The 24,322-nt window shown below is 71.0% G+C and carries 23 protein-coding genes, 1 rRNA gene and 1 riboswitch; of the genes, 8 read left to right on the top strand and 16 right to left on the bottom strand.

All coding sequences use genetic code 11. The features are described from left to right. Nucleotides 1–36: 36 nt before the first annotated feature. On the bottom strand, nt 37–606 hold the full coding sequence (locus tag ABD224_RS24680; RefSeq protein ID WP_344053587.1) for a Clp protease N-terminal domain-containing protein: 570 nt from the start codon (nt 604–606) through the stop codon (nt 37–39). A 473-nt stretch (nt 607–1,079) separates the two neighbouring features. Here ABD224_RS24680 and ABD224_RS24675 point away from each other — a divergent pair, with 473 nt between their 5' ends. After that, a complete protein-coding gene (locus ABD224_RS24675; protein WP_344053585.1) occupies nt 1,080–1,904 on the top strand; it encodes a PhzF family phenazine biosynthesis protein in 825 nt (274 codons plus the stop codon). Between the two features lie 233 nt (nt 1,905–2,137). Here the strand turns inward: ABD224_RS24675 and ABD224_RS24670 are convergent, their stop codons facing one another. The 3 genes from ABD224_RS24670 to ABD224_RS24660 form a co-directional block, all read right to left on the bottom strand. Continuing rightward, nucleotides 2,138–2,632: an aminoacyl-tRNA deacylase gene (locus tag ABD224_RS24670; RefSeq protein ID WP_344053583.1), complete on the bottom strand. Its 495-nt coding sequence runs from the start codon at nt 2,630–2,632 to the stop codon at nt 2,138–2,140. A gap of 364 nt (nt 2,633–2,996) precedes the next feature. Beyond that, nucleotides 2,997–3,809, bottom strand: a complete 813-nt coding sequence (locus ABD224_RS24665) for a CPBP family intramembrane glutamic endopeptidase (RefSeq protein WP_344053581.1) — start codon at nt 3,807–3,809, stop codon at nt 2,997–2,999. A gap of 104 nt (nt 3,810–3,913) precedes the next feature. Next, complete coding sequence (locus ABD224_RS24660) at nt 3,914–5,431, bottom strand: glutamate-cysteine ligase family protein (RefSeq protein WP_344053579.1); 1,518 nt, start codon at nt 5,429–5,431, stop codon at nt 3,914–3,916. A 555-nt stretch (nt 5,432–5,986) separates the two neighbouring features. Here ABD224_RS24660 and ABD224_RS24655 point away from each other — a divergent pair. The 6 genes from ABD224_RS24655 (at nt 5,987) to ABD224_RS24630 (ending at nt 10,159) form a co-directional block, all read left to right on the top strand. Beyond that, the gene (locus ABD224_RS24655) at nt 5,987–6,571 is read left to right on the top strand and encodes a hypothetical protein (protein WP_344053577.1); all 585 of its coding nucleotides are present in this window, start codon (nt 5,987–5,989) and stop codon (nt 6,569–6,571) included. A gap of 377 nt (nt 6,572–6,948) precedes the next feature. Continuing rightward, nucleotides 6,949–7,155, top strand: coding sequence for a DUF5999 family protein (locus ABD224_RS24650; protein WP_067392562.1), 207 nt, complete (start codon nt 6,949–6,951; stop codon nt 7,153–7,155). Between the two features lie 324 nt (nt 7,156–7,479). Further along, nucleotides 7,480–7,878, top strand: a complete 399-nt coding sequence (locus ABD224_RS24645; protein ID WP_344053573.1) for a TOBE domain-containing protein — start codon at nt 7,480–7,482, stop codon at nt 7,876–7,878. A 109-nt stretch (nt 7,879–7,987) separates the two neighbouring features. Beyond that, the gene (locus ABD224_RS24640) at nt 7,988–8,164 is read left to right on the top strand and encodes a hypothetical protein (RefSeq protein WP_344053571.1); all 177 of its coding nucleotides are present in this window, start codon (nt 7,988–7,990) and stop codon (nt 8,162–8,164) included. Beyond that, on the top strand, nt 8,161–9,006 hold the full coding sequence (locus ABD224_RS24635; protein WP_344053569.1) for an ABC transporter permease: 846 nt from the start codon (nt 8,161–8,163) through the stop codon (nt 9,004–9,006). The genes ABD224_RS24640 and ABD224_RS24635 overlap by 4 nt, the downstream gene beginning before the upstream one ends. Before the next feature lie 61 nt (nt 9,007–9,067). Beyond that, nucleotides 9,068–10,159 carry an ABC transporter ATP-binding protein gene (locus tag ABD224_RS24630; protein WP_344053567.1) on the top strand — a complete coding sequence of 364 codons (1,092 nt, stop codon included), beginning with the start codon at nt 9,068–9,070 and terminating at the stop codon, nt 10,157–10,159. A gap of 108 nt (nt 10,160–10,267) precedes the next feature. Here the strand turns inward: ABD224_RS24630 and gcvP are convergent, their stop codons facing one another. Next, nucleotides 10,268–13,153, bottom strand: a complete 2,886-nt coding sequence (gene gcvP / locus ABD224_RS24625; protein ID WP_344053565.1) for an aminomethyl-transferring glycine dehydrogenase — start codon at nt 13,151–13,153, stop codon at nt 10,268–10,270. A 177-nt stretch (nt 13,154–13,330) separates the two neighbouring features. Beyond that, a riboswitch (glycine riboswitch) is annotated at nt 13,331–13,425 on the bottom strand. 113 nt (nt 13,426–13,538) lie between these two features. Between gcvP and ABD224_RS24620 the strand changes: the two genes are divergently transcribed. Then, entirely contained in the window at nt 13,539–13,925 is a 387-nt protein-coding gene (locus ABD224_RS24620) for a PRC-barrel domain-containing protein (RefSeq protein WP_344053563.1), read from the top strand. A 13-nt stretch (nt 13,926–13,938) separates the two neighbouring features. Here ABD224_RS24620 and ABD224_RS24615 read toward each other — a convergent pair whose 3' ends face one another. The 11 genes from ABD224_RS24615 to rrf all read right to left on the bottom strand — a co-directional run. Then, nucleotides 13,939–15,369 carry a DNA polymerase IV gene (locus tag ABD224_RS24615; RefSeq protein WP_344053561.1) on the bottom strand — a complete coding sequence of 477 codons (1,431 nt, stop codon included), beginning with the start codon at nt 15,367–15,369 and terminating at the stop codon, nt 13,939–13,941. A 117-nt stretch (nt 15,370–15,486) separates the two neighbouring features. Continuing rightward, nucleotides 15,487–16,128 carry a MerR family transcriptional regulator gene (locus ABD224_RS24610; RefSeq protein ID WP_344053559.1) on the bottom strand — a complete coding sequence of 214 codons (642 nt, stop codon included), beginning with the start codon at nt 16,126–16,128 and terminating at the stop codon, nt 15,487–15,489. A gap of 213 nt (nt 16,129–16,341) precedes the next feature. After that, the gene (locus ABD224_RS24605; RefSeq protein WP_067392583.1) at nt 16,342–16,815 is read right to left on the bottom strand and encodes a bifunctional nuclease family protein; all 474 of its coding nucleotides are present in this window, start codon (nt 16,813–16,815) and stop codon (nt 16,342–16,344) included. Nucleotides 16,816–16,898: 83 nt separating this feature from the next. Beyond that, complete coding sequence (ftsR, locus tag ABD224_RS24600; RefSeq protein ID WP_344053555.1) at nt 16,899–17,636, bottom strand: transcriptional regulator FtsR; 738 nt, start codon at nt 17,634–17,636, stop codon at nt 16,899–16,901. A gap of 38 nt (nt 17,637–17,674) precedes the next feature. Then, nucleotides 17,675–18,562: an FHA domain-containing protein gene (locus ABD224_RS24595; protein ID WP_344053552.1), complete on the bottom strand. Its 888-nt coding sequence runs from the start codon at nt 18,560–18,562 to the stop codon at nt 17,675–17,677. 61 nt (nt 18,563–18,623) lie between these two features. Then, nucleotides 18,624–19,523 carry a DUF881 domain-containing protein gene (locus ABD224_RS24590; RefSeq protein WP_344053550.1) on the bottom strand — a complete coding sequence of 300 codons (900 nt, stop codon included), beginning with the start codon at nt 19,521–19,523 and terminating at the stop codon, nt 18,624–18,626. 5 nt (nt 19,524–19,528) lie between these two features. Next, a complete protein-coding gene (locus ABD224_RS24585; RefSeq protein ID WP_003988855.1) occupies nt 19,529–19,861 on the bottom strand; it encodes a small basic family protein in 333 nt (110 codons plus the stop codon). Then, the gene (locus tag ABD224_RS24580; RefSeq protein ID WP_344053615.1) at nt 19,858–20,694 is read right to left on the bottom strand and encodes a DUF881 domain-containing protein; all 837 of its coding nucleotides are present in this window, start codon (nt 20,692–20,694) and stop codon (nt 19,858–19,860) included. The genes ABD224_RS24585 and ABD224_RS24580 overlap by 4 nt, the downstream gene beginning before the upstream one ends. A gap of 207 nt (nt 20,695–20,901) precedes the next feature. Next, nucleotides 20,902–23,397, bottom strand: a complete 2,496-nt coding sequence (locus ABD224_RS24575) for a sugar phosphate nucleotidyltransferase (protein WP_344053546.1) — start codon at nt 23,395–23,397, stop codon at nt 20,902–20,904. A 114-nt stretch (nt 23,398–23,511) separates the two neighbouring features. Next, nucleotides 23,512–24,120 carry a cardiolipin synthase ClsA gene (gene clsA, locus ABD224_RS24570; protein WP_344053544.1) on the bottom strand — a complete coding sequence of 203 codons (609 nt, stop codon included), beginning with the start codon at nt 24,118–24,120 and terminating at the stop codon, nt 23,512–23,514. Nucleotides 24,121–24,229: 109 nt separating this feature from the next. Further along, a 5S ribosomal RNA gene (rrf, locus tag ABD224_RS24565) occupies nt 24,230–24,322 on the bottom strand; the annotation flags it as partial.

The following is a 24,322-nucleotide window of genomic DNA, read 5'->3' as shown; positions in this document are numbered from 1 at the left end:
ACGAGGGCACGGGCGGCCCGGCCCGCCCGTCCCGGCTCAGCAGCCGTCTCCGCCGCTTCCGACGGCGTGGCCCTCGAGGCGGCCTTGGGAATCGTTGTCGAGCCGGCCGGCGAGCTCCCGGGCGTCGACTCCGGCGCGTCCGAGCACCTCGACGGCGCGGGCCTGCGGGGTCGCGACGAGCGCGGCGAGCAGATCGACGCCGCGCGCCCGGTCCTCGCCGCGCCGGGCGGCGCGTTCGCAGGCGTGCTCCAGTGCGGCCGACGCCACCGGCGAGAGGTCGCCGACGGTTCCCGTCACCTTGGGCAGGGCGCCGGAGTCCTCCACGGTGCTCTGCCAGCGCAGGCCGTAGCCGATGCTGCGCTGCACGAGATAGCCGAGCAGCCGGGCGATCCGCGGCGCGCCGCCGAGGACCGCGCGTACCTCGGGGTCCGACTCCAGGAGGGTGTGCAGCAGATGGGCGGTGTCGATCTGCCGGTCCCCGTCCCGGACCGCCCTTCTGCGGGCGCAGGCCACCACCGCCGCCAGCTCGGCGCTGAGCCGGGCACCGCCGTCCGGGCGGGAGGCGTCCTCCTCGGGAAAGGGCCGCCGGGGAACACGAAATTGCACATCTCCCAGCCCATCAGCCTCTCCCGGCTCCGGTCATCCCCGGCGGGAATCATTTCCGCGTCCCACGGGAAGCGGATGCCGACCGCCGGAATCTCCTCCTTGCGGAGGAGATCAGCTCCTTGCGGAGGAGACCGGGACACACCCGCACAAGGGGCCCGCCGCTGCCACGCGGCCCCGAGGGCACCGTGCGGACCGCTGCCGCAGGACGCCGCCGCGTCCGGCCGCCGGGGACGGCACACGGCCGCGGGTCCTCGTCGCACAGGTCCGCTGCTTCCCGCCACCCTCGCTCCCCGCCGACGACCAGCCCCTCGCCCTTGGGTGGCCGGAGGGCGAGGCGGGCCGGGCGGGCCGGGGCCGGACGGGCCGGGCAGGCCGGACGGACCGGGCGGGCCGGGCCCGGGTTTCCGCACTGCGCCATGGCCACCGCCTCCGAACCCTCGGCCCACCGCGTGCCGGAGCCGTACCGTCGGGGCATGCGGATTCGAATCGTCGACGCTTTCACCGACCGTCCCTTCACCGGCAACCCGGCGGGAGTCCTGCTCCTGGACGCCTTCCCCGAGGACGACTGGCTCCAGAAAGTGGCGCTGGAGGTCAACCACGCCGAGACGGCGTTCGCGCACCGGCTGCCCGAGGGCGGCGAGGCCGACTGGGCGCTGCGCTGGTTCACTCCCACCACCGAGGTCGCGATGTGCGGCCACGCCACGCTCGCCACCGCCCATGTCCTGTGGACGACGGGCGCCCACGAGGGACCGGTGCGCTTCGCCACCCGCAGCGGCGTGCTCACCGCGACTCCCGCCGAGGACGGCGCGATCACCCTGGAGTTCCCGACCGCTCCGCTCACCGCGGTGGAGGTCCCCGACGGAGTCGCCGAGGCTCTCGGGGCCGTGCCGCGCACCGCCTGTGACACCGGTCCGGACGTCGGCGACCTGTTGCTGGAGTTCGCCGACGAGAAGACGGTCCGCGGCCTCGCCCCCGACCTCAGGGCCCTCGCCGCCTACTCCACGCGCGGTGTCATCGCCACCGCCCGCGCCGAGGACCCCACCCGCGGATACGACTTCGTCTCCCGGGGCTTCTTCCCGAACGTCGGCATCGACGAGGACCCGGTCACCGGCAGCGCCCACACCGCCCTGGCCCCCTTCTGGTCCGAGCGCCTGGGCCGTTCCGACCTCACCGGCCTGCAGGCCTCCCCGCGCTCCGGTCTCGTCCGCACCGGGCTGCGCGGCGACCGCACCCTGCTCACCGGCCACGCGGTCACCGTCATCGAGGGCGACCTGCTCGCCCAGGAGCGGACCGAGTAGGAGCCGGGCGGGGCGCGCCGTGCGGCGGTGATCCGGTCGCCGTACGCACGGTGCGCCGTGCGTACGGCCGGGCCGGCGCCGTCACCGGCGAGGCGGCGCACTGCTCGAGCGCGACCTGGTGGGGCGTCAGCGGGTATCACCGATGCCACGGGCGCCGGCCGCCGCCCCGGCGGCCGGCCACGGAGACTGTCCGAGTCCCGCAGGCGGCCCTGGAGGCGGTGCCGAGCGTGTTCTCACGCGTCACGCGGTGCGGCGATCCCGGCGACAACGGGGTTGTGCGCCATGCGCAGGATGTCCGCCGCCTCGAGTTCGAGCGTGCAGTCCGCTCGGCCACTGCCGCAGAAGACACGGCCCATGTCCGGGATGGCCGAGTCGAGAACGACCGTGACGTCCGGCTTCGTGCAGAGGGGGCTGACTCCCCCCGGCTCCATGCCCAGGGCCTCGAGCACATCGGCGCCGGCGGGCTTGAGCGAGCTGCGCCGGACACCGACGGTGGCGGCCAGACGGCCGTACTGAAGCCGGGCGGGCCCGGGAACGGCGGCGAGCACCACACGGCCGGCCTCCGCGGTGAAGGCCATGACCTTCACCGAGCGTTCGACCGAGAAGTCGGTCCTGGAGCGGATGTCCTCGGCCGTCCGGATCACAGGGTGCTCGTGGACGACGAAGTCGACACCTGCGTCCCTGAGCGGCTGCGTGAGCGGGAGCGCCAGGACATCGGTCTCTTTCATCGCTCCCCTGCACCCCCTCGCTCCTGAGGTCCCTGTTCCTGCTCCCGAGGTCCCTGTTGCCGGCCGATGCTACTCGGGAACGGCGTCACGCCGGCACATTTCGTCCAACAAGCAGTCATAAGGAAGCACCTTGACGGCGTGACAGGCTCGCGCCCGGCCGACGCGGCCGCCTTCACCCGTGCATGGAGCGGCCCTTGGTGCGGGAAACGGGGAAGGCGCCTTCCCCGTTTCCCGGCCGTCGCGAAGGTGCCGGTGGGACCGGGGCGGCACTCCAAGGGATGCCCGTCACAACGGTCGGTCCCGTACCCCTCCCGGACCGCGTCTCCCTCCCGGACCGCGTCTCCCTCCCGGACCGCGTCTTCGCTCACGCCGTCGGCAGCCAGCCCACCTTCCCGGCCAGCAGGCCGTAGCCCACGAACGCGCCGATGTCGAGCAGGGAGTGGGCCACGACCAGCGGGCCGACCCGGCCCCACCGCCGGTACAGCCAGACGAAGACCACCCCCATCACCAGGTTGCCGACGAAGCCGCCGATGCCCTGGTAGAGGTGGTACGAGCCGCGCAGCACGGAACTGGCCATCAGCGCGGTTCCCGGCCGCCGGCCCAGCTGGTCGAGCCGGCGCAGCAGATAGCCGACGACGATGACCTCTTCGAGGATCGCGTTCTGCAGCGCGGCCAGGATCAGCACCGGGTACTTCCACCACACGGCGGGCAGGGCCTCGGGCACCACGGTGAGGTTGAAGCCGAGGCCGCGGACGGCCAGGTAGAAGGCGATGCCGGTGCTGCCGATGACCGCGGCGATCACGGCCCCGCGCCCGAGGTCCGGCCAGGGACGGGTGCGGTCGAAGCCGAGGGTGCGCAAGTTCTGTCCCTCGCGCAGCAGGAAGTGGGCGACGAGGGCGACGGGAACCAGGGCCGTGGCGATCCCGAACAGCTGCCAGGCGAGATCGAGCCAGGGGCGGCCCGGGGCGGCGGAGGCGTTGAGCGTGGCGGCCTGGTCCTTGAGACCACCGGGTTTGGTGACCGACCCGATGAAACTGATCAGGGCGGACACACCGCTCGCACCGAGCGAGAGCGCCAGGACGAGCAGCATCTCGTCGCGGAGGATCCGCCGCGACGGCTGCTTCCCCGGAAAGTCCCCCGGAAAGGAATCGGTCCCCGGTCCCGCCTCCGTCTGCACCCGCGCCTCCCGTCCACCGTTGCTGCGACGTCACAGCTTGCCCGATGCGCCTCTCCCCGGCATCAGCGGCCCCCTGCGACACGCCCTGGCGCAAACGACGCGGCTCAGCCCAGCGGCACCGGTTCCGGCAGGCCGACCGGCCAGGTGTGCACCGGTTCGCCGAGGTTCGTCAGCTCGCGGTAGCGCCGGGTGGTGGCGGCCAGGGCGGCCTCCCTGCCCAGCCCCTGCTCCCGTGCCTGGTGGAAGGTGGCGACCTGCCACTCCGCGCCGTTGGTCCTCAGCCGGCACCGCTCCTCGATCACTCCGAGGTACAGGTCCCGGTCGGCCCGCTCCACGCCCCAGGCGTTCAGGCCGGACTCGGCGAGCGGCAGCAGTTCGTCGCGGACGAGACGGACGGCGTCGACCTCCGTCGTGCCGGAGTAGCGCCCGCGCCGGGGCCAGGTGAACCGGGCGCCGATGCCGTACCGGCACGCGGCGTCGAAGTTGGCCGCCGCCGCCTCGAAGGGCAGCCGGGTCCACACCGGCCGGGACTCCTCGGCGAGCGCGCGGACGAGGCCGTAGTAGAAGGCCGCGTTGGCGATCACATCGGCGACGGTGGGCCCTGCGGGCAGGACACGGTTCTCCACCCGCAGATGCGGCACCCCGTCCGCGATGTCGTAGACCGGGCGGTTCCAGCGGTAGATGGTGCCGTTGTGCAGGACGAGTTCGGCGAGTTTCGGCACGCCGCCGGCGTCGAGCACGTCGAGGGGGTCCTCGTCGTCGCAGATCGGCAGCAGGGCCGGGAAGTAGCGCAGGTTCTCCTCGAAGAGGTCGTACGCCGAGGAGATCCACCGCTCGCCGAACCAGGTGCGCGGCCGTACGCCCTGGGCCTGGAGTTCGGGCGGACGGGTGTCGGTGGACTGCTGGAACAGCGGGGGCCGCGACTCCCGCCACAGCTCCCGTCCGAACAGGAAGGGCGAGTTGGCGCCCACGGCGATCTGCGCGGCGCAGGCCACCTGCGCGGCGTTCCACGCATCCGCGAAGCGGTCCGGGGTGACCTGCAGATGCAGCTGCACAGAGGTGCAGGCGGCCTCGGGCGCGATGGACTTCGAGGTGCAGGTCAGGTGCTCCACACCGTCGATGTCGAGGGTGAAGTCCTCGCCGCGGGCCGCCACGATCTGGTCGTTCAGCAGTGTGTAGCGGTCGACGGCGGAGAGGTTGGAGGAGACCAGGTCGTCCCTGCCGAGGGTGGGCAGAATTCCGATCATCGCTATGGAGGCGTCCACCTCCCCGGCTTTTCGGTCCGCATATGCCAACGCCGTCCTGAGCTCCTCGGCGAGCCGGTCGAATACCCGGCCGCTCAAGCGATGGGGAGCGATGTTGACTTCCAGATTGAACATGGCGAGTTCCGTTTGGAAGTCACGGCTGGCGATCCTCTCGAGAACCTGTGCATTCAGCATTTTCGGCATGCCGTCGGCGCCGACCAGGTTCAATTCGATCTCCAGCCCCATGAGGTTCTTGGGCCGGTCGAAGCGCCTCTCGTCCAGCAGCCGCTCCAGCCCCTTCAGACACCGCCGGAGCTTGTCGCGGTAGCGGTTGCGATCGGACAGGTCGAACTGGCCGGCCACGACCTTCTCCCCCATCGCAGCATCCCTCCTCGCAGGGCGGGCCGAAGATCGGCCGCCGGGGTCCCGGTCCGGTGGGATGATGCCCCGTCGAAGCGATCGATAACGTCCCGTCGGCATACCGCACCGGCTACTCTGGACTCATATGAGCGGAGGCACATTCACTCGGCATGAGGCATCGACGGATTCGGGTACCCCGGACCACTGGTGAAAAACTCCGACGACATCGGGCCGACCGCCGTACGGGCACAAGCCGAGGTCATCGCGGTGCGGCCCGCTCGAAGTCGGGACGATTCCCGCAAATCTCCGACTGAATAGTCTCTTGCAGTTCACGCCGGAAACAGCTAGGCGAAACACCCCTCGATTTTTTGTCGTATAAACTCTCCGGTACGGCAGAAGGTCGATGCCCGCGGCCCTGAACATCGTCAGGAGCATGTGCGGCAGGCCGTGCCTTCCGTACCCCCTCGCTCTTCCCTGCATCCGGCTCGGCCTCCTCCTGCCCGAGAGCTGACAGCGCTGTCATCCCTGCCCGGCCTCGCGCCGCCCTGCCTGTCGAATGAGAGGCGACCCACCATGCCGCTGCATTTCCCCCCGGCTCCCGCACCCGCCCTGCGCTCCGTCCTCACGGCGCTCGGTTCCCCCACCGCGGTCCGTGAGGCGCGCACTCCGGCCCTCCGCGCCGCCCAGCAGCCCGCCACTCCCGAGCTTCCGCTGCCCGTGCACGTCCTGGACCGGCTCACCCCCGAAGGGGTCTCTGCGACCAGGCTGGCCGGGTGGCGCTTTCTGATCCGCTGCGGCGACCACGCGGTAGCCGCGGCGGAGACCGTGCTGACCCCCGACGGCTGGGCCTTCTCGCACTTCTTCGAGGGCCCCTATGTCGCCTCCACCGAGCGTGCGCTGCGTCAGGCGGAGACCGCGCCCCAGGCGTACCAGCCGCGTCTGCTGTCCATGCCCAGCCTGTACATGCTCACCCTGTGGCTGCGCGGCGACACCTCCGACGACGGGGCCACCGGGCACCCCGCCCCCGCCGATGTGCTCGTACCGCTCGCGCCGGCCCCGCCCGGGATAGCCTCCCACCGGCCGCACCGGGTCGCCGACCTGCTGCCGCTCCTCACACACCGGGCGAAAAGCGGCCGGCTCATGCGCTCTCCCGCCTGACGCCCCGCCCTTCACCCACGCACATCCCGCCCTTCACTCACGCGCGTACCCCGCCTTCGGACGTCCCGGAGGCGGGGTACGCCGTCGTTCCCCAAGGCACGTCGTTCCCCCCGGGGGCACCATCGGGCTAGCCCCATCCGGCCAGGGCGAACCACCCGAAGTGACGGTGCCCCCGGGATGAACCGCTCGTCCGTGTGACGCGTCTTCACCCCGTGAGAAGCGGTGTCGCAAAATCCCTGCGGATCCAAGTCCGCGGGAGAACACTGGTTTCCGACCCAATCAGCCGAACGGGGGAAGCGGCCATGTCGCACACCACCACCCGCAGGACACCCATGTCAGCCGACACGGACCACACGACGCAGCGAAAGAGCCCACCCATGTGCCGACACCAGCCACCGTGCCCCTCAGCCGACTCCGCCGACCGGGAGTCCGCCCGTCTCGTGGCGCACCACCCGGAGCAGGGGTGGAGCCTGCTGTGCAACGGTGTGCTGCTCTTCGAGGACACCGGTGAGCTCCTGCCCGACGGGCGGATCATCGCCCCGCACCGCCCGCTGGACACCAAGCGGGTGACGACCGCCGCCTGAGGATCCCGGGCGGTTCCGGCGAACCGCCGGAGGATCCCGTACGGCAGACGGTGGGCGAACCGGCCGGCACCGCGCCGCCCTCGGTGAGGTACCGGCCGACCGCACGGCCGGTGCCTCCTCGGCGTCCTGAGAGGACAGGTGGTGCCGTCGGGTCCATCGGGTCCGGCCGGGGCCAGGTGTCCCTCCGGTCCGCCCGCACGGCGCCGCGCAGGGCCGGGCCGGACCGTGCCGGCGCCCCTCCCCTGCGCATCTGCCGAGCCGCCCACCCCCACCGACGGCCGCCCCGGATCACCGTGCGCCCTGCACGGCCCTATCGTGACCGGCATGCAGTCCTACACGATCGGACAGGCGGCCCGGCTGCTCGGCGTCAGCCCGGACACCGCGCGCCGCTGGGCGGACGCCGGCCGGGTGGCCACTCATCGCGACGACAGCGGACGACGGCTCATCGACGGGCGGGACCTCGCCGCCCTCTGTGTCGAACTCGCCAGGACCGGGGACGGCGACGAGGAGACCTCCTCGTACACCTCGGCCCGCAACGCCTTCCCCGGAATCGTGACCGCCATCAAGCTCGGCGACGTCGCGGCCCAGGTCGAGATCCAGGCCGGTCCGCACCGCCTGGTCTCGCTGCTGACCCGGGAGGCCGTGGAGGAACTGGGCCTGGAGGTCGGCATGGAGGCCACTGCCCGTGTGAAGGCGACGAACGTCCACATCGACCGGACCTGACCGGCTGTTCCAGTCCCTCGCACATGCCAGCACCATAAGGCGCCTTGCCTGACTTATGCGGCACGACCAGGCCCTTACACCTGGCAGATGCGGCAGTATCATCACGAGCATGACGACCCGTTCCGCACGCCGTGCCAGGACGCCGCGGGCGGCCGGCGTGGGCGCCGCGCAGAGGGCGCTCGCCGTGAGCGGCCCGAAGCCCACCGCCGTCTCCTGCGAGCAGGACGTCGGACGGTCCCCCGAGGGCCCGAGGACGCCGGCCCGGTCGGGTTTCCTGACACCATGACCGAACTGGACCGGCCCCGTGCCGTGCCCCCGGAGAACGGATCACGGCGCGGGCGCCTTCGCCGAGGCGTACCCCTGCCGCTGATGCTCCCGGCCCTGGTGGGCCTGGCCTTCCTGCTGCTGCCGCTGCTCGCCCTGCTGATCCGGGCCCCCTGGCGCACCCTGCCGGAGCAGCTCACCGGCGCCGAGGTGTGGCAGGCCCTCCGGCTGTCCCTGGTCAGCGCCACCGCGGCCACCGCCGTGAGCCTGGTGCTCGGCGTCCCGCTGGCCTGGCTGCTGGCCCGTACGGACTTCCCCGGGCGCCGGCTCGTCCGGGCCCTGGTGACCCTGCCGCTCGTGCTGCCTCCGGTGGTGGGCGGTGTGGCCCTGCTGCTGGCGCTGGGCCGGGGCGGTGTGATCGGACAGTGGCTGGACGCCTGGTTCGGGATCACACTGCCGTTCACCACCGCCGCGGTGGTGGTCGCGGAGGCGTTCGTGGCCATGCCGTTCCTCGTCATCTCCGTCGAGGGCACGCTGCGGGCCGCCGACCCGCGCTACGAGGAGGCGGCCGCCACGCTGGGTGCCTCCCGTTTCACCGCGTTCCGCCGGGTCACCCTGCCGCTGATCGCACCCGGCATCGCCGCCGGTGCCGTGCTCGCCTGGGCGCGGGCGCTCGGCGAGTTCGGTGCGACGATCACGTTCGCGGGCAACTTCCCCGGCCGTACGCAGACCATGCCGCTGGCGGTCTACCTGGCCCTGCAGAACGACCCGGACGCCGCGATCGTCCTGAGCCTGGTGCTGCTGACGGTGTCGATCGCGGTGCTGGCCGCTCTGCGGGACCGTTGGATGACACCCTCCACATGACCACGGCTCCGCCCCGGTCCCACTCCGCCCCGTATCCAGGACGATCCAGGACGACCGCCTCATGACCGACCTCGACGAGACGCCGGCCGGCGCCCGCGCACAGGACCTGCCCGGCCGGGGTCTGGACGCCCGGCTCGTCGTCGACCGCGGCACCTTCCGCCTCGACGTGTCCCTGACCGTCGCTCCCGGGGAGGTCGTCGCGCTGCTCGGCCCGAACGGCGCCGGCAAGACCACGGCCCTGCGCGCGCTCGCCGGCCTGGTCCCGCTCACCGGCGGACATCTGCGCCTGGACGGTGCCGCCCTGGACCGTACACCGCCCGAGGCACGGCCGGTCGGGGTCGTCTTCCAGGACTACCTGCTCTTCCCGCATCTGTCCGCCCTGGACAACGTGGCGTTCGGACCGCGCTGCCGGGGTGCGAGCAGGACCGAGGCCCGCGCACAGGCCGCCGAGTGGCTGGCCCGCATGGGCCTGAGCGGCCACGCCGGTGTCAAGCCCCGCCGTCTGTCCGGCGGCCAGGCCCAGCGTGTGGCCCTCGCCCGCGCCCTGGCCGTCCGGCCCCGGCTGCTGCTCCTCGACGAGCCGCTCGCCGCGCTCGACGCCCGCACCCGCCTGGAGGTCCGCGCGCAGCTGAGGCGGCACCTCGCCGAGTTCGAGGCCGTGGCCGTCCTGGTCACCCACGACCCGCTGGACGCGATGGTGCTGGCCGACCGGCTGGTCGTCGTCGAGCACGGCCGGGTCGTCCAGGAGGGCACCCCGTCCGGCATCGCCCGCCGCCCGCGCACGGACTACATCGCCCGGCTGGTCGGCCTGAACCTCTACCGCGGCCAAGCCGCCGGGCACACCGTCCGGCTGGCGGACGGCCCCGCCCTCACCACCACCGAGGACCTGTCCGGGCCCGTGTTCGTGGCCTTCCCGCCGAGTGCGGTCACCCTCCACCGGGATCGCCCCGCCGGCTCCAGCGCACGCAATCTGTGGCGCTGCGAGGTCGCCGGTCTGGAGGCCCACGGCGACCAGATCCGCGTGGACCTCACCGGCCCGCTCCGCCTCACCGCCGATCTGACCGCGGTCGCCGCCGCCGAACTCGGCCTGCACCCCGGGGCGGTGGTCTGGGCGGCCGTCAAGGCGGCCCAGACGCACGCCTATCCGGCCTGACCCGCCCCCGTCGCAGGGCGCGGGGCCTGTTCCCGGTCCGGAAAGGCCGGGAACAGGCCCCTACGCACATCACGTGCGCCGCTCGGTCCGCTCAGTCGCTCGGTCCGCTCAGCTCTCGTACGCCTCCAGCGGCGGGCAGGAGCAGACCAGGTTCCGGTCGCCGTAGGCCTGGTCGATACGGCGCACCGGCGGCCAGTACTTGTCGGCGGCCGGGACACCGGCCGGGAAGACGGCCTCCTCACGGCTGTAGGGGTGCTCCCACGGGCCGCTGATCGCGGAGGCGGTGTGCGGGGCGTTCCGCAGCGGGTTGTCGTCCGCGGGCCACGCACCGGAGGCGACCTTCTCGATCTCGGCGCGAATCGCGATCATCGCCTCGCAGAACCGGTCCAGCTCGGCCAGGTCCTCGGACTCGGTAGGCTCGATCATGAGCGTGCCGGCCACCGGGAAGGACATCGTCGGCGCGTGGAAGCCGTAGTCGATCAGCCGCTTGGCGACGTCGTCCACGGTCACACCGGTCGCCTTGGTCAGCGGCCGCAGGTCGATGATGCACTCGTGTGCGACCAGGCCGCCGGGGCCGGTGTAGAGCACCGGGTAGTGCGGCTCGAGACGCTTGGCGATGTAGTTGGCGGACAGCACGGCCATCTGGGTGGCCCGCTTGAGTCCCTCGCCGCCCATCAGGCGCAGGTAGGCCCAGGAGATGGGCAGGATGCCCGCCGAGCCCCACGGTGCGGCCGAGACCGGGCCGACCCCGGTCCCGGGACCGGCCTCGGGCTGCAGCGGGTGGTTGGGCAGGTACGGCGCCAGGTGGGCGCGCACGGCCACCGGGCCGACGCCCGGCCCGCCGCCGCCGTGCGGGATGCAGAACGTCTTGTGCAGGTTCAGGTGGGAGACGTCGCCGCCGAAGTGGCCCGGCTTGGCGAGGCCGACCAGGGCGTTGAGGTTGGCGCCGTCGACGTACACCTGACCGCCGGCCTCGTGGACCTGCGCGCAGATGTCGGCGACGTGTTCCTCGAACACGCCGTGCGTGGACGGGTAGGTGATCATCAGCACCGCGAGCTGGTCGCGGTACTGCTCGATCTTCGCCCGCAGGTCCTCGACGTCGATCTCGCCGTTCTCGGCGGTCCTGACGACGACGACCTTCATGCCGGCCATCGCGGCGCTGGCGGCGTTGGTGCCGTGCGCGGAGGACGGGATGAGGCAGACCGTGCGCTGGTCGTCGCCGTTGGCACGGTGGTAGGCGCGCACGGCGAGCAGGCCGGCCAGCTCGCCCTGGGAGCCGGCGTTCGGCTGGAGGGAGACCTTGTCGTAGCCGGTGACCTCGGCGAGACGTTCCTCCAGCTCCCGGATGAGCGTGAGGTAGCCCTGCGCCTGCTCCACGGGCGCGAAGGGGTGCAGTCCGCCGAACTCCGGCCAGGTGATCGGCTCCATCTCCGTGGTCGCGTTGAGCTTCATGGTGCAGGAGCCCAACGGGATCATGCCGCGGTCGAGCGCGTAGTCGCGGTCGGCGAGCCGGCGCAGATAGCGCAGCATCGCGGTCTCGGAGCGGTACCGGTGGAAGACGGGGTGGGTGAGGTAGGTGTCGGTGCGCAGCAGGGCCTCGGGCAGGGCGTCCTCGGCCTCGGCGTCCAGCGCCTCGATGTCGCCCTCGACGCCGAAGGCGGCCCACACGGTGTGCAGGTGCTTCCGCCGGGTGGTCTCGTCGCAGGCGAGGGAGACGTGGTCGGCGTCGACGAGGCGCAGGTTGACGCCGCCCTCGCGCGCGGCGGCGACGATCTCGGCGGCCCGCCCCTCGGCCCTGACGGTCAGGGTGTCGAAGTAGGCGTCGTGGACGAGTTCGACACCGCCGGCCTTGAGTCCCTCGGCCAGGATCGTGGCGTAGCGGTGGGTGCGCCGGGCGATGTTCCTCAGGCCCTCGGGGCCGTGGTAGACGGCGTACATGCCGGCCATGACGGCGAGCAGCACCTGGGCGGTGCAGATGTTGCTGGTGGCCTTCTCGCGGCGGATGTGCTGCTCACGGGTCTGCAGGGCGAGGCGGTAGGCCTGGTTGCCGTCGGCGTCGACGGAGACGCCGACCAGGCGGCCGGGCAGGCTGCGGGCGAACTTCTCGCGCACCGCCATGTAGCCGGCGTGCGGGCCGCCGAAGCCCATCGGCACACCGAAGCGCTGGGTGGTGCCGACCGCGATGTCCGCGCCCAGCTCGCCCGGCGACTTCAGCAGCGTCAGGGCGAGCAGGTCGGCGGCGACGGTGACCAGGGCGCCCAGTTCGTGCGCCTGGTCGATGACGGGCTTCAGGTCGCGTACGGCACCGGAGGCGCCCGGGTACTGCAGGAGCACGCCGTTGATCTCGCGTGCGGCGATGTCCGCCGGGATGCCCTCGCTCAGGTCGGCGACGACGACCTCGACGCCGGTGGGTTCGGCGCGGGTCCGGAGGACGGCGATGGTCTGCGGCAACGCGTCCGCGTCGACCAGGAACAGGCCCTTCTTGTTCTTGCCCATGCGCCGGGACAGCGCCATGGCCTCGGCCGCGGCGGTGCCCTCGTCGAGCAGGGAGGCGCCGGAGGTCGGCAGGCCGGTGAGGTCGGCGACCATGGTCTGGAAGTTCAGCAGCGCCTCGAGGCGGCCCTGGGAGATCTCCGGCTGGTAGGGGGTGTAGGCGGTGTACCAGGCCGGGTTCTCCATGACGTTGCGCAGGATGACCGGCGGGGTGAAGGTGCCGTAGTAGCCGAGTCCGATCATCGAGTCGAGGACCTGGTTGCGGCCGGCCAGCGAGCGCAGCTCGGCCAGGACCTCGGCCTCGGTGCGGGCACCCGGCAGGTCGAGTGCGTCGGTGCTCTTGATGGCATCGGGTACCGCGGCGGCCATGAGCTCGTCGAGCGAGCCGTAGCCGACCTGCGCGAGCATCTTGGCCCGCGCCTCCTGGTCGGCCCCGATGTGGCGCTGTTCGAAGGGGATGCCCTGTTCGAGCTCGGAGAGCGGAATGCGCTGGGCGGTCATTGCGGAGGCCTCCTGGTCTGATACGACCTTCGAGGGACACCACGGCACGGGTGTCCCGACGGCCTCCCCCTCTGTCATCTCGACCTGAGAGTTTCACCGGGCCGCCCAGGGGGCTCCCGGTTTTCACCGTCGGTGAGAGCGGACACCGTCGACACCCGCCCTGCTTTCCAGAGTGACCTCGTCCGTGCGGTACGGGGGCCTGAGAGATTCCGGGGAGGATTTGCTCCTTCGGCGCCTCCGGTGGTTCCGGAGAGCTCTCCCGCACGGGGTCAGCGGCCTCTGCCAGCGTACCAGCGGGACGGCTGGCGGGGTCTTCGAGTGGCCGTCCTGCCGATTGTGCTCTTTTGTAGTGCCTACGAATGATTTGCGACCATCTGGAGGGCCCGTGCAGACCGAGATCGATCCGCGCAACCTGATCGGCCGCAAGGCGTTCGACCGCAATGGCCACAAGATCGGCACGGTGGACGAGGTCTACCTCGACGACGCGACCGGTGTACCGGAGTGGGCGGCCATACGCACCGGCCTGTTCTCCCGGGACGCCTTCGTGCCCCTGGGGCCGAGCGAGCTGGTGGAGGGCACTCTGCGGGTCCCCTTCGACCGCTCCCTGATCAAGGAGGCCCCCGACTTCGGCGTGGGCCGTCATCTCTCCCCCGAGCAGGAACTGCAGCTCTACCACCACTACGGCCTGGACGCCGCGTCCCCCTCCGCCCTCCCGGACCGCGACACCGGCGATCTCGCGGGCTCCGGCTCGGGCCCGGACGAGACCGCCTGACACCCGAACGGCGTCAGCCCCCTTCGGCGGCGCTCTCCGACGGCACGCGCTCCCCCGCCCGGTCCCCCGGCCCCGGCAGCTCCGTGTCCTCGGGTCCGGCGGATGCGGGGCACGCCAGAGGCACCAGAGGGAGGGGATCCGCCGGTTCCAGGTCCGGGTCGTCGACGAAGAAGGTGCGGACCCGGCCCGGCGGGGAGCCGGGGGTCTCGAAGCGGACGGTGACGCGGCCCAGGCCGCTGCCCTGGACCCAGCCGTGGCCGTACTCGGCGTGCCGTACGTCGTGGCCCGCGAGCCAGCGCCGCTCGGCGGGGGCCGCCCGGTCCGCGGCCGGCTCCTGCTCCGCCTCCTCGGCCGGGTTCCCGGCCTCCGCGCTCGCCGCCTGGGCGAACAGGTCCTCCTGGGTGTAGTCGGCGAGCCCGGACACGCCCACGCCGAGCAGCCGTACGCCGCCCGTGGTGTCCACGGAGGCCAGCAGCCGGGCGGCGGTCTCCCGCACCACCGCGGGGTCGTCCGTGGGGCCCCGCAGGGTCTCGGACCGGGTCAGGGTGGAGAAGTCGTAGCGGCGCACCTTCAGCACGATGGTGCGCCCCGACAGCCCGGCCGCGCGCAGCCGCCGTACGCACCGGTCGGCGAGCCGCTGCACCTCCAGGCCCACCCGGAGGCGGTCGTGGATGTCCACGTCGTAGGTGTCCTCGACCGACACCGACTTGGTCTCGCGCTCGGCGACGACGGGCCGCTCGTCGCGGGCCAGCGCCATGGCGTACAGCGCGTGGCCGTGCGCCTTGCCGAGCAGCCGTACCAGCTCGTCCTCACCCGCTTCGGCGAGTTCGGCGACGGTGTGGATCCCGGCGCGCCGCAGCTGGTCGTTCGTGGCCGGTCCGACGCCCGGCAGGGTCCGCACGGGCATGGGGCCGAGCAGGGCCCGCTCCGTGCCGGGCTCGATGAGCACCAGCCCGTCGGGCTTGGCCTTCTCGGAGGCGATCTTGGCGAGCATCTTGGAGGCGGCCAGCCCCACGGAGCCGGTCAGCCCCGTGACGGCCCGGATGTCGGCGCGCAGCTTGACCCCCACCCGCCGGGCCGACTCCGCGTCCCAGGCGGCTCCCCCGGCCTCCAGGTCCACGAACGCCTCGTCCAGGCTCAGCGGCTCCACCAGGGGCGACAGGGCCCGCAGCAGGCCCGTCACCTGCTCGCTGACGGACCGGTAGAAGGCGAAGCGCGGCACCAGGTACGCGGCGTTCGGCGCCAGCCGCCGTGCCTGGGCCATCGGCATCGCCGAGTGGACACCGAAGGCCCGCGCCTCGTACGACGCGGTGGCCACCACCCCGCGCGGTCCGAGCCCGCCCACGATGACGGCCTTCCCGCGCAGACTCGGCTTGGACGCCTGCTCCACCGACGCGAAGAAGGCATCCATGTCGAGATGCAGGATCGTGGGCGCGGTTCTCACACCCACGATGCTGTACCACACCGCTGACAGCGGGCCATACGGGCCACAGGGCCCTTGCGCGGCCGCGGAGCCGTGCCCCGCGGGCCGGGCGCCGGCCCGCGGGCTGATCAGAACCGGTCAGACCGCCCGGTTGCGGCGCCGGGCGGCGAGCTCGTCGTGGGGGTTGTGCCCCACCAGGGTCTCCCCGGTGTCGATGCGCTCACCGTGCAGCTGCGACAGCGCGTTCTCCACATCGCGCCACACCACGCCGACCGCGATGCCGAAGATCCCCTGGCCTCCCTGGAGGAGGGCGTGCACCTCGTCGGGCGACGTGCACTCGTACACCGTGGCGCCGTCGCTCATCAGCGTCATCCGCTCCAGATCCCTAAAGCCGCGCTCCCGCAGGTGCTGGACGGCTGTGCGGATGTTCTGCAGTGAGACGCCGGTGTCGAGGAAGCGCTTGACGATCTTCAGGACGACGACGTCACGGAAGCTGTACAGGCGCTGCGTACCGGAACCGTAGGCGGGCCGCACGCTCGGCTCGACCAGACCGGTGCGCGCCCAGTAGTCCAGCTGCCGGTAGGTGATGCCGGCGGCGGCACAGGCCGTCGGACCGCGGTAGCCGATCTGCTCGGACGCCATGGATGCCGCCTCTTTGCTGCTCGGCACGGCCGCCGGGCGCAGCGGAGCAAGATCGGTCGCGCTGCCCTGGTAGGAGTAACTTCCCCGGACACCGCGCCCGGGGACACTCCCCGCCGTACTGTCGCCGCTGCTTCTCACGCCGACCTCCGTCCTCGACCTGCCTCCTCGACGGTAGGCAGTCACCAAGGGTGCGTCAACGATCGCCACACTCGGCACGCCGAGTGATAATCACCCTAAGAGTGGTTTCGCGTGCCCCCGCGCAGGGAAGAGCTGACCGGTTGCCCTGGTGACAGGCCTCAGGACTCCCTGCAACCGGCGGTACACGGATGTGTTTCCACCGGTTGCCGACTGTCACTGACTGCTGGTGCCGAAGTCCTCCGGAGAGATCTGGTCGAGGAACTCGCGGAACTTCTCCACCTCGTCCTCCTGCTCGTCCGGAATCGCGATGCCCGCGTCATCGAGCACCGCATCGCTGCCGAAGATCGGCGTTCCGGTGCGCAGCGCCAGCGCTATGGCGTCGGACGGCCGGGCACTCACCTCGACCCCGCTGGCGAAGACCAGCTCCGCGTAGAAGACGCCCTCGCGCAGATCCGTGATGCGCACTTCCGTGAGCTCCTGGCCGACGGCCTCCAGCACGTCCTTGAACAAGTCGTGGGTCAGCGGCCTGGCGGGAGCCATGCCCTGCTGAGCGAAGGCGATCGCCGTCGCCTCCCCCGGACCGATCCAGATGGGGAGGTAACGGTCGCCTCCCACTTCACGCAGGAGCACGATCGGCTGGTTGGAGGGCATTTCGACCCGGACACCTACGACATCGAGCTCGTTCACACAGTAACCCTAGGCCGTGCCCGGGAGATTTGGGTAGTCGGGGCGGGAACGAAGGAGCGATCCGGCCGCCGCGGCCGGCCCGGTCAGGACAGCCGCACCCCGAGCGCCGTCTGCACCAGGGCCGTGTGCAGCCGCACCATGAGCGCCGCCAGCTCCTTCGTGCGGGCCTCGGCATGGGCCCTGGTCTGCGGATTGCGGTGCCGCTTGAGCGGGGCCACCACCTGGTCGATCAGCCCGGCCTCCCGGTCGGCGGCCGCCTTCATCACCCGCAGATGACGGGGCTCGATGCCGAAGCGCCCCAGCTCGCAGACGAGCGAGGCCACGGTCACCGCCTCGGCGTCGAAGGAACCGTCCGCCAACGGGGTGAGAAGCCCGTACGACTCCCACTCCTGAAGCTCCGCTTCCTCGATCCCGGCGGTGGCGAGCAGCTCGGCCCGCCCGATCCGGGCCGCCGTGTGCGCCTCGGCGGGCGGCGGCCCGGCCTCGCCGTCGCGCTGCCGGCCGAGCACCGGCGGCGGGACCGCCTCACCGCGCTCCATCGCGTCCAGATGCTCGCGGATCACCTTCAGCGGCAGGTAGTGGTCACGCTGCATCCTCAGGACCAGGGCGAGCCGCTCCACGTCCTCCGCGCTGAACTTGCGGTACCCCGAGGGGGTCCGCTGCGGCTCGACGAGCCCCTCCGACTCCAGGAAACGGATCTTGGAGATGGTGACCTCGGGGAACTCGTCGCGCAGCACGTTCAGCACCGTGCCGATGCTCATCAGCCCACTGTCCGCGGCGGCGGTGCCGTGTCCCGCACCGCCGCTCGGTGTTCGAAGCATGGACCTTCCCTGGATCCCCCGGACCGCGTCCGGGGAGGTCAGCTGCCTTGCCGGCTCGAGTAGAACACCAGCCGGTACTTGCCGATCTGCACCTCGTCGCCGTTGGACAGAGCCACCTGGTCGATCTGCTCCCGGTTGACGTACGTGCCGTTCAGGCTGCCGACGTCGGCCACCGTGAACGAGCCGTCCGGGTTGCGGCGGAACTCCACGTGGCGGCGCGAGACCGTCACGTCGTCCAGGAAGATGTCGCTCTGCGGGTGGCGCCCGGCCGTGGTCAGCTCGCCGTCCAGCAGGAAGCGGCTGCCGGAGTTCGGCCCGCGGCGCACGATCAGCAGAGCCGATCCGAACGGCAGCGCGTCGACGGCCGCCTGTGCCTCCGGGGAGAGCATCGGCGTCTGACCGGTGGTCTCGGCGTCGTACGCCTCCAGGCCGGAGATGGAGATCGTGGACGTCGTCTCCGACGAGCCCTCGGGCGCCGCTCCGCCGCGCAGCGGCACACCGCAGTGGGAGCAGAAACGGCTGTTCTCCGCGTTGCGGTTGCCGCACCTCGTACACGTCAGGGCGGAGTCCCCGCCCGCACCCGAGGTCGGCGGTTGCCCGAAACCTATGCCGCCCGGCTGGGCAGGGCCGGCCGACGGCGCACCCTGGCCACCCGAAACGTCACTTCCCTGACCGGCCGCCTGATCCCGGAACAGCGGACGCTGGCCCTCTGCCTCGGGCTGTGCGCGATGGGGGGCTGTCGCGTTGTCGCTGCCCTCTCGCGCGCTCTTGCCGAACAACTTCGCAAACAACTTCACGGGCGATTCCCCTTGACCGAAACAGACCCGCCCGTGGGGCAGGACGAACCCTGACTGTGTACACCGGTCGACCCGGACATCCTCACAACGTCCGTATCCACCAAACAGTTTCCACCACGCACCACCCAATCGGTGCGCCGACCCCCCGCAACCTCATGCCCCTGCCGGACAGCCGCCATGCACCACCTGTTCACTGCGAGGACGACCGAGCGTAGTCAGGGCGCTTCGCCGCTCGCAAGGCGTCCACGACGATCTTGTCCGACCGCTCGATGGTCACGGTGGCCTGCTCCTTCTCCAGAGTCTGCACCACGCCTCCAGGGATGTTGAGCGCTGGTTCGAGGTCCTGCGGCTTGCCGATGACCTGGAAACGATAGGGCGCGTGGATCTTGTTCCCGTCGACCTCAACGCTCTTGTCGGAGTCGGTCAGGTAGGTGCTCGCGACCACCCGTACTCCGTTGACCTGGATCGCCTCCGCACCGGCCGCGCGCAGCTCCTGTATCGCGTCGAGCAGCATGTCCGCCTGGACCGTCCCCTTCGTGTCCTCGATCGTCATCGTGATGCCGGGCCCCTGTGCGGCCACCGTGCCCGCCAGGATGCCGAGTTGCTTCTCTCTCTCAGCCGTCTGCCTGCGGGCCTCCTCGGCCTGGTCCGAGCTGTTCTCCAGCTCCTGACGCTGCTTTTCGAGTCCCTGCCTTTCTTCCTCAAGACGCTGCGTGCGGTCGTCCAGTTCATCGAGGATACGAACAAGATCCTCCTGCCGGGCGCCGCGCAACGCGCTGTCGCCGTCGCTGTGCGAGGCGACCTGGACGGCGAGCCCGAAGCCGAGGCCGAACAGCAGCAGGGCGACGACGAGTTGGGCCCGGGTGAAGCGCGGCGGCCACAGGCCCTGCAGCAGCCTCTGGCGGCCCGTCAGCTCGGGCTCGGCGGTCTCCTGGGCCCCGGGGCCGCCGCCGGCCTCCTCGGCCGCCCCGGCGGCCGTCGGCGGGGGCACTTCCTCGGGCAACTCCCTGCGCAGCGGCCGCAGCTCGAGGCGTTCGCCGCGGGGGGCCTCACTCCGCCCGTTCTCGGGCCGTCCGTCCTGGTTGCTCATCTCTCTCACGCCCGGAACACATGCCGCCGGATCGCCGCGGCGTTGGAGAAGATGCGGATGCCGAGGACGACCACGACCCCCGTGGACAGCTGGGCACCCACGCCCAGCTTGTCGCCCAGGAAGACGATCAGTGCGGCGACGACCACGTTCGACAGGAACGACACGACGAACACCTTGTCGTCGAAGATGCCGTCGAGCATGGCCCGCAGACCGCCGAAGACGGCGTCCAGCGCCGCCACCACGGCGATCGGCAGATACGGCTCGACGACCGCCGGAACCTCGGGCCGGACCAACAGGCCGGCCACCACTCCCACGACGAGGCCCAGTACGGCGATCACGATGTGTCCTTCTCAGTGCTCGGCTGTGCTGTACGTACGATCACACTCGGTGCTGCGGGCAACCGGAGGTCGCTCTCCACGGAGATGCTGGCCCGGATACCGTAGTTGTCCCGCAGAGCGTCCAGATACAGCCCGTCGGGGCTGTCCTGGAACCGGGTGCTCAGCTCGTTCCCGTCCCCCACCGCGAGCACCGTGTACGGCGGGACCAGCGGCCTGTTGTCGACCAGTATGGCGTCACCCGCGGCCCTGATCGCCGACAGGGCGGTCAGCCGCTGCCCGTTGATGGAGACGGCCTCGGCACCCGACTGCCACAGCCCGTTGACGACCCGCTGCATGTCCCGGTCACGCACCCGCCCGGTGTCGGAGAAACCCGACGTCCCGCGCGGGCCGTCGCCGCCGCCGCTGCCGGCTTCCTTGGCATCGTCCACGACGAGCTTCACTCCGGGCCCGTGCACGTCGACGGCGCCCGCCAGCACGCCCACCAGATCGGCCCGGGAGTCGCCGCCGCTGTGCCTGAGCGCCCGGCGCTGCCGCGCGCTCACCTCGGCGCGCAGCTTGTCGACCGTGTCCTCGAGCTTGTCGGCCGCCGCCGTCTCGCGGTCGATGCGGTCGATCAGCTCCTGCCGTTCCTTGGCGACGACCGGAGCCGACACGCGCGCCTGGGCCGCTCCCACGGTCACGACGAGCGCGGCCAGCACCAGGCCGGCCGCCAGTCCCAGTTTCGCCCTGACGGTCTTCGGCATGCCGCTCTCGCCCGCGGCCCTCTTCCGTGCGGCAGCCTCGGCATAACCGTCGTCGAGGCTGTGATCCATGACACTGGTGATCAATGACATGGAGGCGTCCGGACGGGAGGGCCGCGCGGGGTTGCTCCGAACAGGGGGTTGCTGCGGCATGCCGCACATCGTCGCACGCCGCGGCCGGGACCTTCGAACGGCCCCACCGGCATGCCGGACAGGCCCTCTTGGGGACAGTTGTCCGGCATGCCGGTGGGGCCCCTTATTACCGATCGGCCGGGCGGCTCCGCCGACCGGTGCCGTGGTCTACCGGCCGGCGCTCTCCACCACTGCCGACCACTCGTCCAGCAGGGCCTGGGCGGAGGTGTCGTCGGGGCCCTCGGCCCACAGGTGGGTGACCGCCTCGGCCGGGTCCGGCAGGACCATCACCCAGCGTCCGTCGGCCTCCACGACCCGCACACCGTCCGTGGTGTCCACGAAGCGGTCTCCGGCCTCCTCGACGACCCGGCGCATCACCAGGCCCTTGACCGCCCACGGGGTCGCCACGTCCCGCTTGAGGACGTGCGCCCGCGGGATCCGGGCATCGATCTGGCTGAGGGTGAGCTGGGTGCGCGCCACCAGCCCGATGAGCCGTACGAAGGCCGCCGTGCCGTCATAGACACTGCTGAACTCCGGGACGATGAACCCGCCCTTGCCGTCACCGCCGAAGATCGTTCCTTCCTGGCGGCCGACCCGTGTGAGGTCGTCGGGCGAGGTCGTCGTCCACTCGACCTGGGTGCCGTGGTAGGCGGCCACCTGCTCGGCGATACGGGTGGTGGTCACCGGGAGCGCCACCCGGCCGCTGCGCCGCTCCGCGGCCACGAGATCGAGCATCACCAGCAGCGCCCGGTCGTCCTCGATGATGCGGCCCTTCTCGTCGACGAGGGACAGCCGCTCGCCCACCGGGTCGAACCGCACACCGAACGCGGCCCCGGAGGACGCCACGATCTCGCCGAGCCGCACCAGGCCCGCGCGCCGCATCTCGGCGGTCTCCGTCGGCCGGCTCTCGTCGAGGCCGGGGTTGATCGTCAGCGAGTCCACACCGAGCTTGCCGAGCAGGCTGGGCAGGACAAGACCGGCGCTGCCGTTCGAGGCGTCCACGACGACCTTCAGCCCCGACTCGGCGATCCCGCTGGTGTCGACGTTGCGCAGCAGCGAACCGGTGTACGAGTCGAAGACACTGGCCGGGAAGTACAGGTCACCGATCTCGCCCGGGAACGCGCGCCGGTACTCCTGGCGCGCGAAGACGCGGTCCAGCTTCCGCTGACCGGCCTGGGAGAGGTCGGCGCCCTGCCCGTCGAAGAACATGATGTCGACCGAGTCCGGCACCCCGGGTGTGGTCCGGATCATGATGCCGCCGGCGCTGCCCCGCGCGGTCTGCTGCCGGGCGACGGGCAACGGCACGTTCTCCAGGTCCCGTACGTTGATCGCGCTGGCCTGGAGGGCCGAGATGACCGCGCGCTTGAGGGCGCGGGCACCGCGGGAGTGGTCACGGGCCGTGGTGACCGTGGCGCCCTTCTTGAGCGTGGTCGCATAGGCGCCGGCGAGGCGTACGACCAGCTCCGGGGTGATCTCCACGTTCAGGATCCCGGACACTCCGCGCGCCCCGAAGAGGTGCGCCTGGCCCCGGGATTCCCAGATGACCGAGGTGTTGACGAAGGCACCGGCCTCGATCGTCTTGAACGGATAGACCCGCACATTGCCCTGCACGATCGATTCTTCACCGATCAGGCACTCGTCGCCGATGACCGCGCCGTCCTCGATCCGTGCCGCCCGCATGATGTCGGTGTTCTTGCCGACCACGCAGCCGCGCAGGTTGCTGTGCTGCCCGACGTACACGTTGTCGTGCACCACGGCCTTGTGCAGGAAGGCACCGCTCTTGACGACGACGTTGGAGCCGACGACGGTGTGCTCCCGGATCTCGGCGCCGGCCTCCACCTTGGCGTAGTCGCCGATGTACACCGGTCCGCGCAGCTTCGCGTCCGGGTGCACCTCGGCGCCCTCGGCGACCCAGACTCCCGGGGAGATCTCGAAGCCGTCGATCTCGACGTCCACCCTGCCTTCCAGGACGTCGGCCTGCGCCTTCACATAGCTCTCGTGGGTGCCGACGTCCTCCCAGTAGCCCTCGGCCACATAGCCGTAAATCGGCTTGCCTTCCTTCATCAACTGGGGGAAGACGTCGCCGGACCAGTCGACCGGGACATCGGGCTCGACGTAGTTGAACACCTCGGGCTCCATCACATAGATGCCCGTGTTCACGGTGTCGGAGAAAACCTGGCCCCAGGTCGGCTTCTCCAGGAAGCGCTCGACCTTGCCCTCTTCGTCGACGATGGTGATGCCGAATTCCAGCGGATTGGGAACACGTGTAAGACACACGGTCACCAGTCCGCCTTTTTCCCTGTGGAAATTGATCAGCTCGGTGAGGTTGAAGTCGGTCAGAGCGTCACCGGAGATGACGAGGAAGGTGTCGTCCTTCAGTGCCTCTTCGGCGTTCTTGACGCTTCCGGCGGTGCCGAGCGGTTTTTCCTCGTTGGCGTAGCTGAGCTCCATTCCGAGCTCTTCGCCGTCACCGAAGTAGTTCTTGACCAGCGAAGCCAGGAACTGAACCGTGACAACGGTCTCGGTCAGCCCGTGCTTTTTGAGCAGTCGCAGCACGTGCTCCATGATCGGCCGGTTGACCACCGGCAGGAGCGGCTTGGGCATGCTGGAGGTCATCGGGCGAAGACGTGTGCCTTCGCCTCCGGCCATCACGACGGCCTTCATGTCGGAAGCGTCCTCCTCTAGAGACGACGGTCTGGCCGACTTCACCCGTCCTGATTGTCCCGCACTTTTCCGAAGCGGACCATCGGAGCCACTGCGGCGCCTCTTCGGGCGAACTCAGCCGGCCTTGGCATCCGCGCGAACCAGGCGGCGGACCTGTATCACATAGAGGGCTCCTGCCCACCAGTAGAGCGTTGTACCCCATCCGGCGAACGCCCATCCGAAAATAGCTGCAAGTGACGCGATCCAACCGCTGCCGTCGCTGAGCAACAGCAGCGGGAATGCGTACATCAGGTTGAACGTGGCCGCTTTCCCGAGGAAGTTCACCTGGGGCGGGGGGTAGCCATGACGCCTGAGGACGCCCACCGCCACCAGCAACATCAATTCCCGTGCCAGGAGCAGCACGGTCAGCCAGAGCGGCAGGATCTCCCGCCAGGTGAGGCCGAGCAGAGTGGAGAGGACATAGAGCCGGTCGGCCGCGGGGTCGAGCAGCCGGCCGAGGCTGCTGATCTGATTCCACCGCCGGGCGAGTTTGCCGTCCAGGTAGTCACTGATCCCGCTCAGCGCCAGCACCAGCAGGGCCCAGCCGTCGCTCTTGGGGCCGCCGAACTCCGGCCTGAGAATCAGCCAGAGGAAGAGGGGTACGCCAAGCAGCCGCGCCATGCTGAGGATGTTCGGGATGGTGAGGACCCGGTCCGTCTGAACGCGGGTCTCCTGGACCTCCACCCGGAGCCTCCTGGGAAAACGTGCCGACAATGCCTCATGACTTTACCGCAACGCAAAAAAGCCCTGGCTCTTGGGTGTGTTGCCCAAGAGCCAGAGCTCTTCACGTCTTGTCCGGCGGCGTCCTACTCTCCCACAGGGTCCCCCCTGCAGTACCATCGGCGCTGTAAGGCTTAGCTTCCGGGTTCGGAATGTAACCGGGCGT

The organism is Streptomyces thermoalcalitolerans (assembly GCF_039525155.1).
GTDB classification, from domain to species: domain Bacteria; phylum Actinomycetota; class Actinomycetes; order Streptomycetales; family Streptomycetaceae; genus Streptomyces; species Streptomyces thermovulgaris.
This window is presented reverse-complemented; position numbering and strand designations above follow the sequence as displayed.

What these genes read in the sequence shown, in the direction of transcription:
- ABD224_RS24670 (WP_344053583.1), bottom strand. Translation starts at nt 2,632, where the DNA reads ATGAAAGAGACCGATGTCCTGGCGCTCCCGCTCACGCAGCCGCTCAGG.
- ABD224_RS24640 (WP_344053571.1), top strand. Translation starts at nt 7,988, where the DNA reads ATGACGACCCGTTCCGCACGCCGTGCCAGGACGCCGCGGGCGGCCGGC.
- ABD224_RS24580 (WP_344053615.1), bottom strand. Translation starts at nt 20,694, where the DNA reads ATGTCATTGATCACCAGTGTCATGGATCACAGCCTCGACGACGGTTAT.
- ABD224_RS24645 (WP_344053573.1), top strand. Translation starts at nt 7,480, where the DNA reads ATGCAGTCCTACACGATCGGACAGGCGGCCCGGCTGCTCGGCGTCAGC.
- ftsR (WP_344053555.1), bottom strand. Translation starts at nt 17,636, where the DNA reads ATGCTTCGAACACCGAGCGGCGGTGCGGGACACGGCACCGCCGCCGCG.
- ABD224_RS24655 (WP_344053577.1), top strand. Translation starts at nt 5,987, where the DNA reads ATGCCGCTGCATTTCCCCCCGGCTCCCGCACCCGCCCTGCGCTCCGTC.
- ABD224_RS24590 (WP_344053550.1), bottom strand. Translation starts at nt 19,523, where the DNA reads ATGAGCAACCAGGACGGACGGCCCGAGAACGGGCGGAGTGAGGCCCCC.
- ABD224_RS24675 (WP_344053585.1), top strand. Translation starts at nt 1,080, where the DNA reads ATGCGGATTCGAATCGTCGACGCTTTCACCGACCGTCCCTTCACCGGC.
- ABD224_RS24630 (WP_344053567.1), top strand. Translation starts at nt 9,068, where the DNA reads ATGACCGACCTCGACGAGACGCCGGCCGGCGCCCGCGCACAGGACCTG.
- ABD224_RS24660 (WP_344053579.1), bottom strand. Translation starts at nt 5,431, where the DNA reads ATGGGGGAGAAGGTCGTGGCCGGCCAGTTCGACCTGTCCGATCGCAAC.
- gcvP (WP_344053565.1), bottom strand. Translation starts at nt 13,153, where the DNA reads ATGACCGCCCAGCGCATTCCGCTCTCCGAGCTCGAACAGGGCATCCCC.
- ABD224_RS24650 (WP_067392562.1), top strand. Translation starts at nt 6,949, where the DNA reads ATGTGCCGACACCAGCCACCGTGCCCCTCAGCCGACTCCGCCGACCGG.
- ABD224_RS24575 (WP_344053546.1), bottom strand. Translation starts at nt 23,397, where the DNA reads ATGAAGGCCGTCGTGATGGCCGGAGGCGAAGGCACACGTCTTCGCCCG.
- ABD224_RS24635 (WP_344053569.1), top strand. Translation starts at nt 8,161, where the DNA reads ATGACCGAACTGGACCGGCCCCGTGCCGTGCCCCCGGAGAACGGATCA.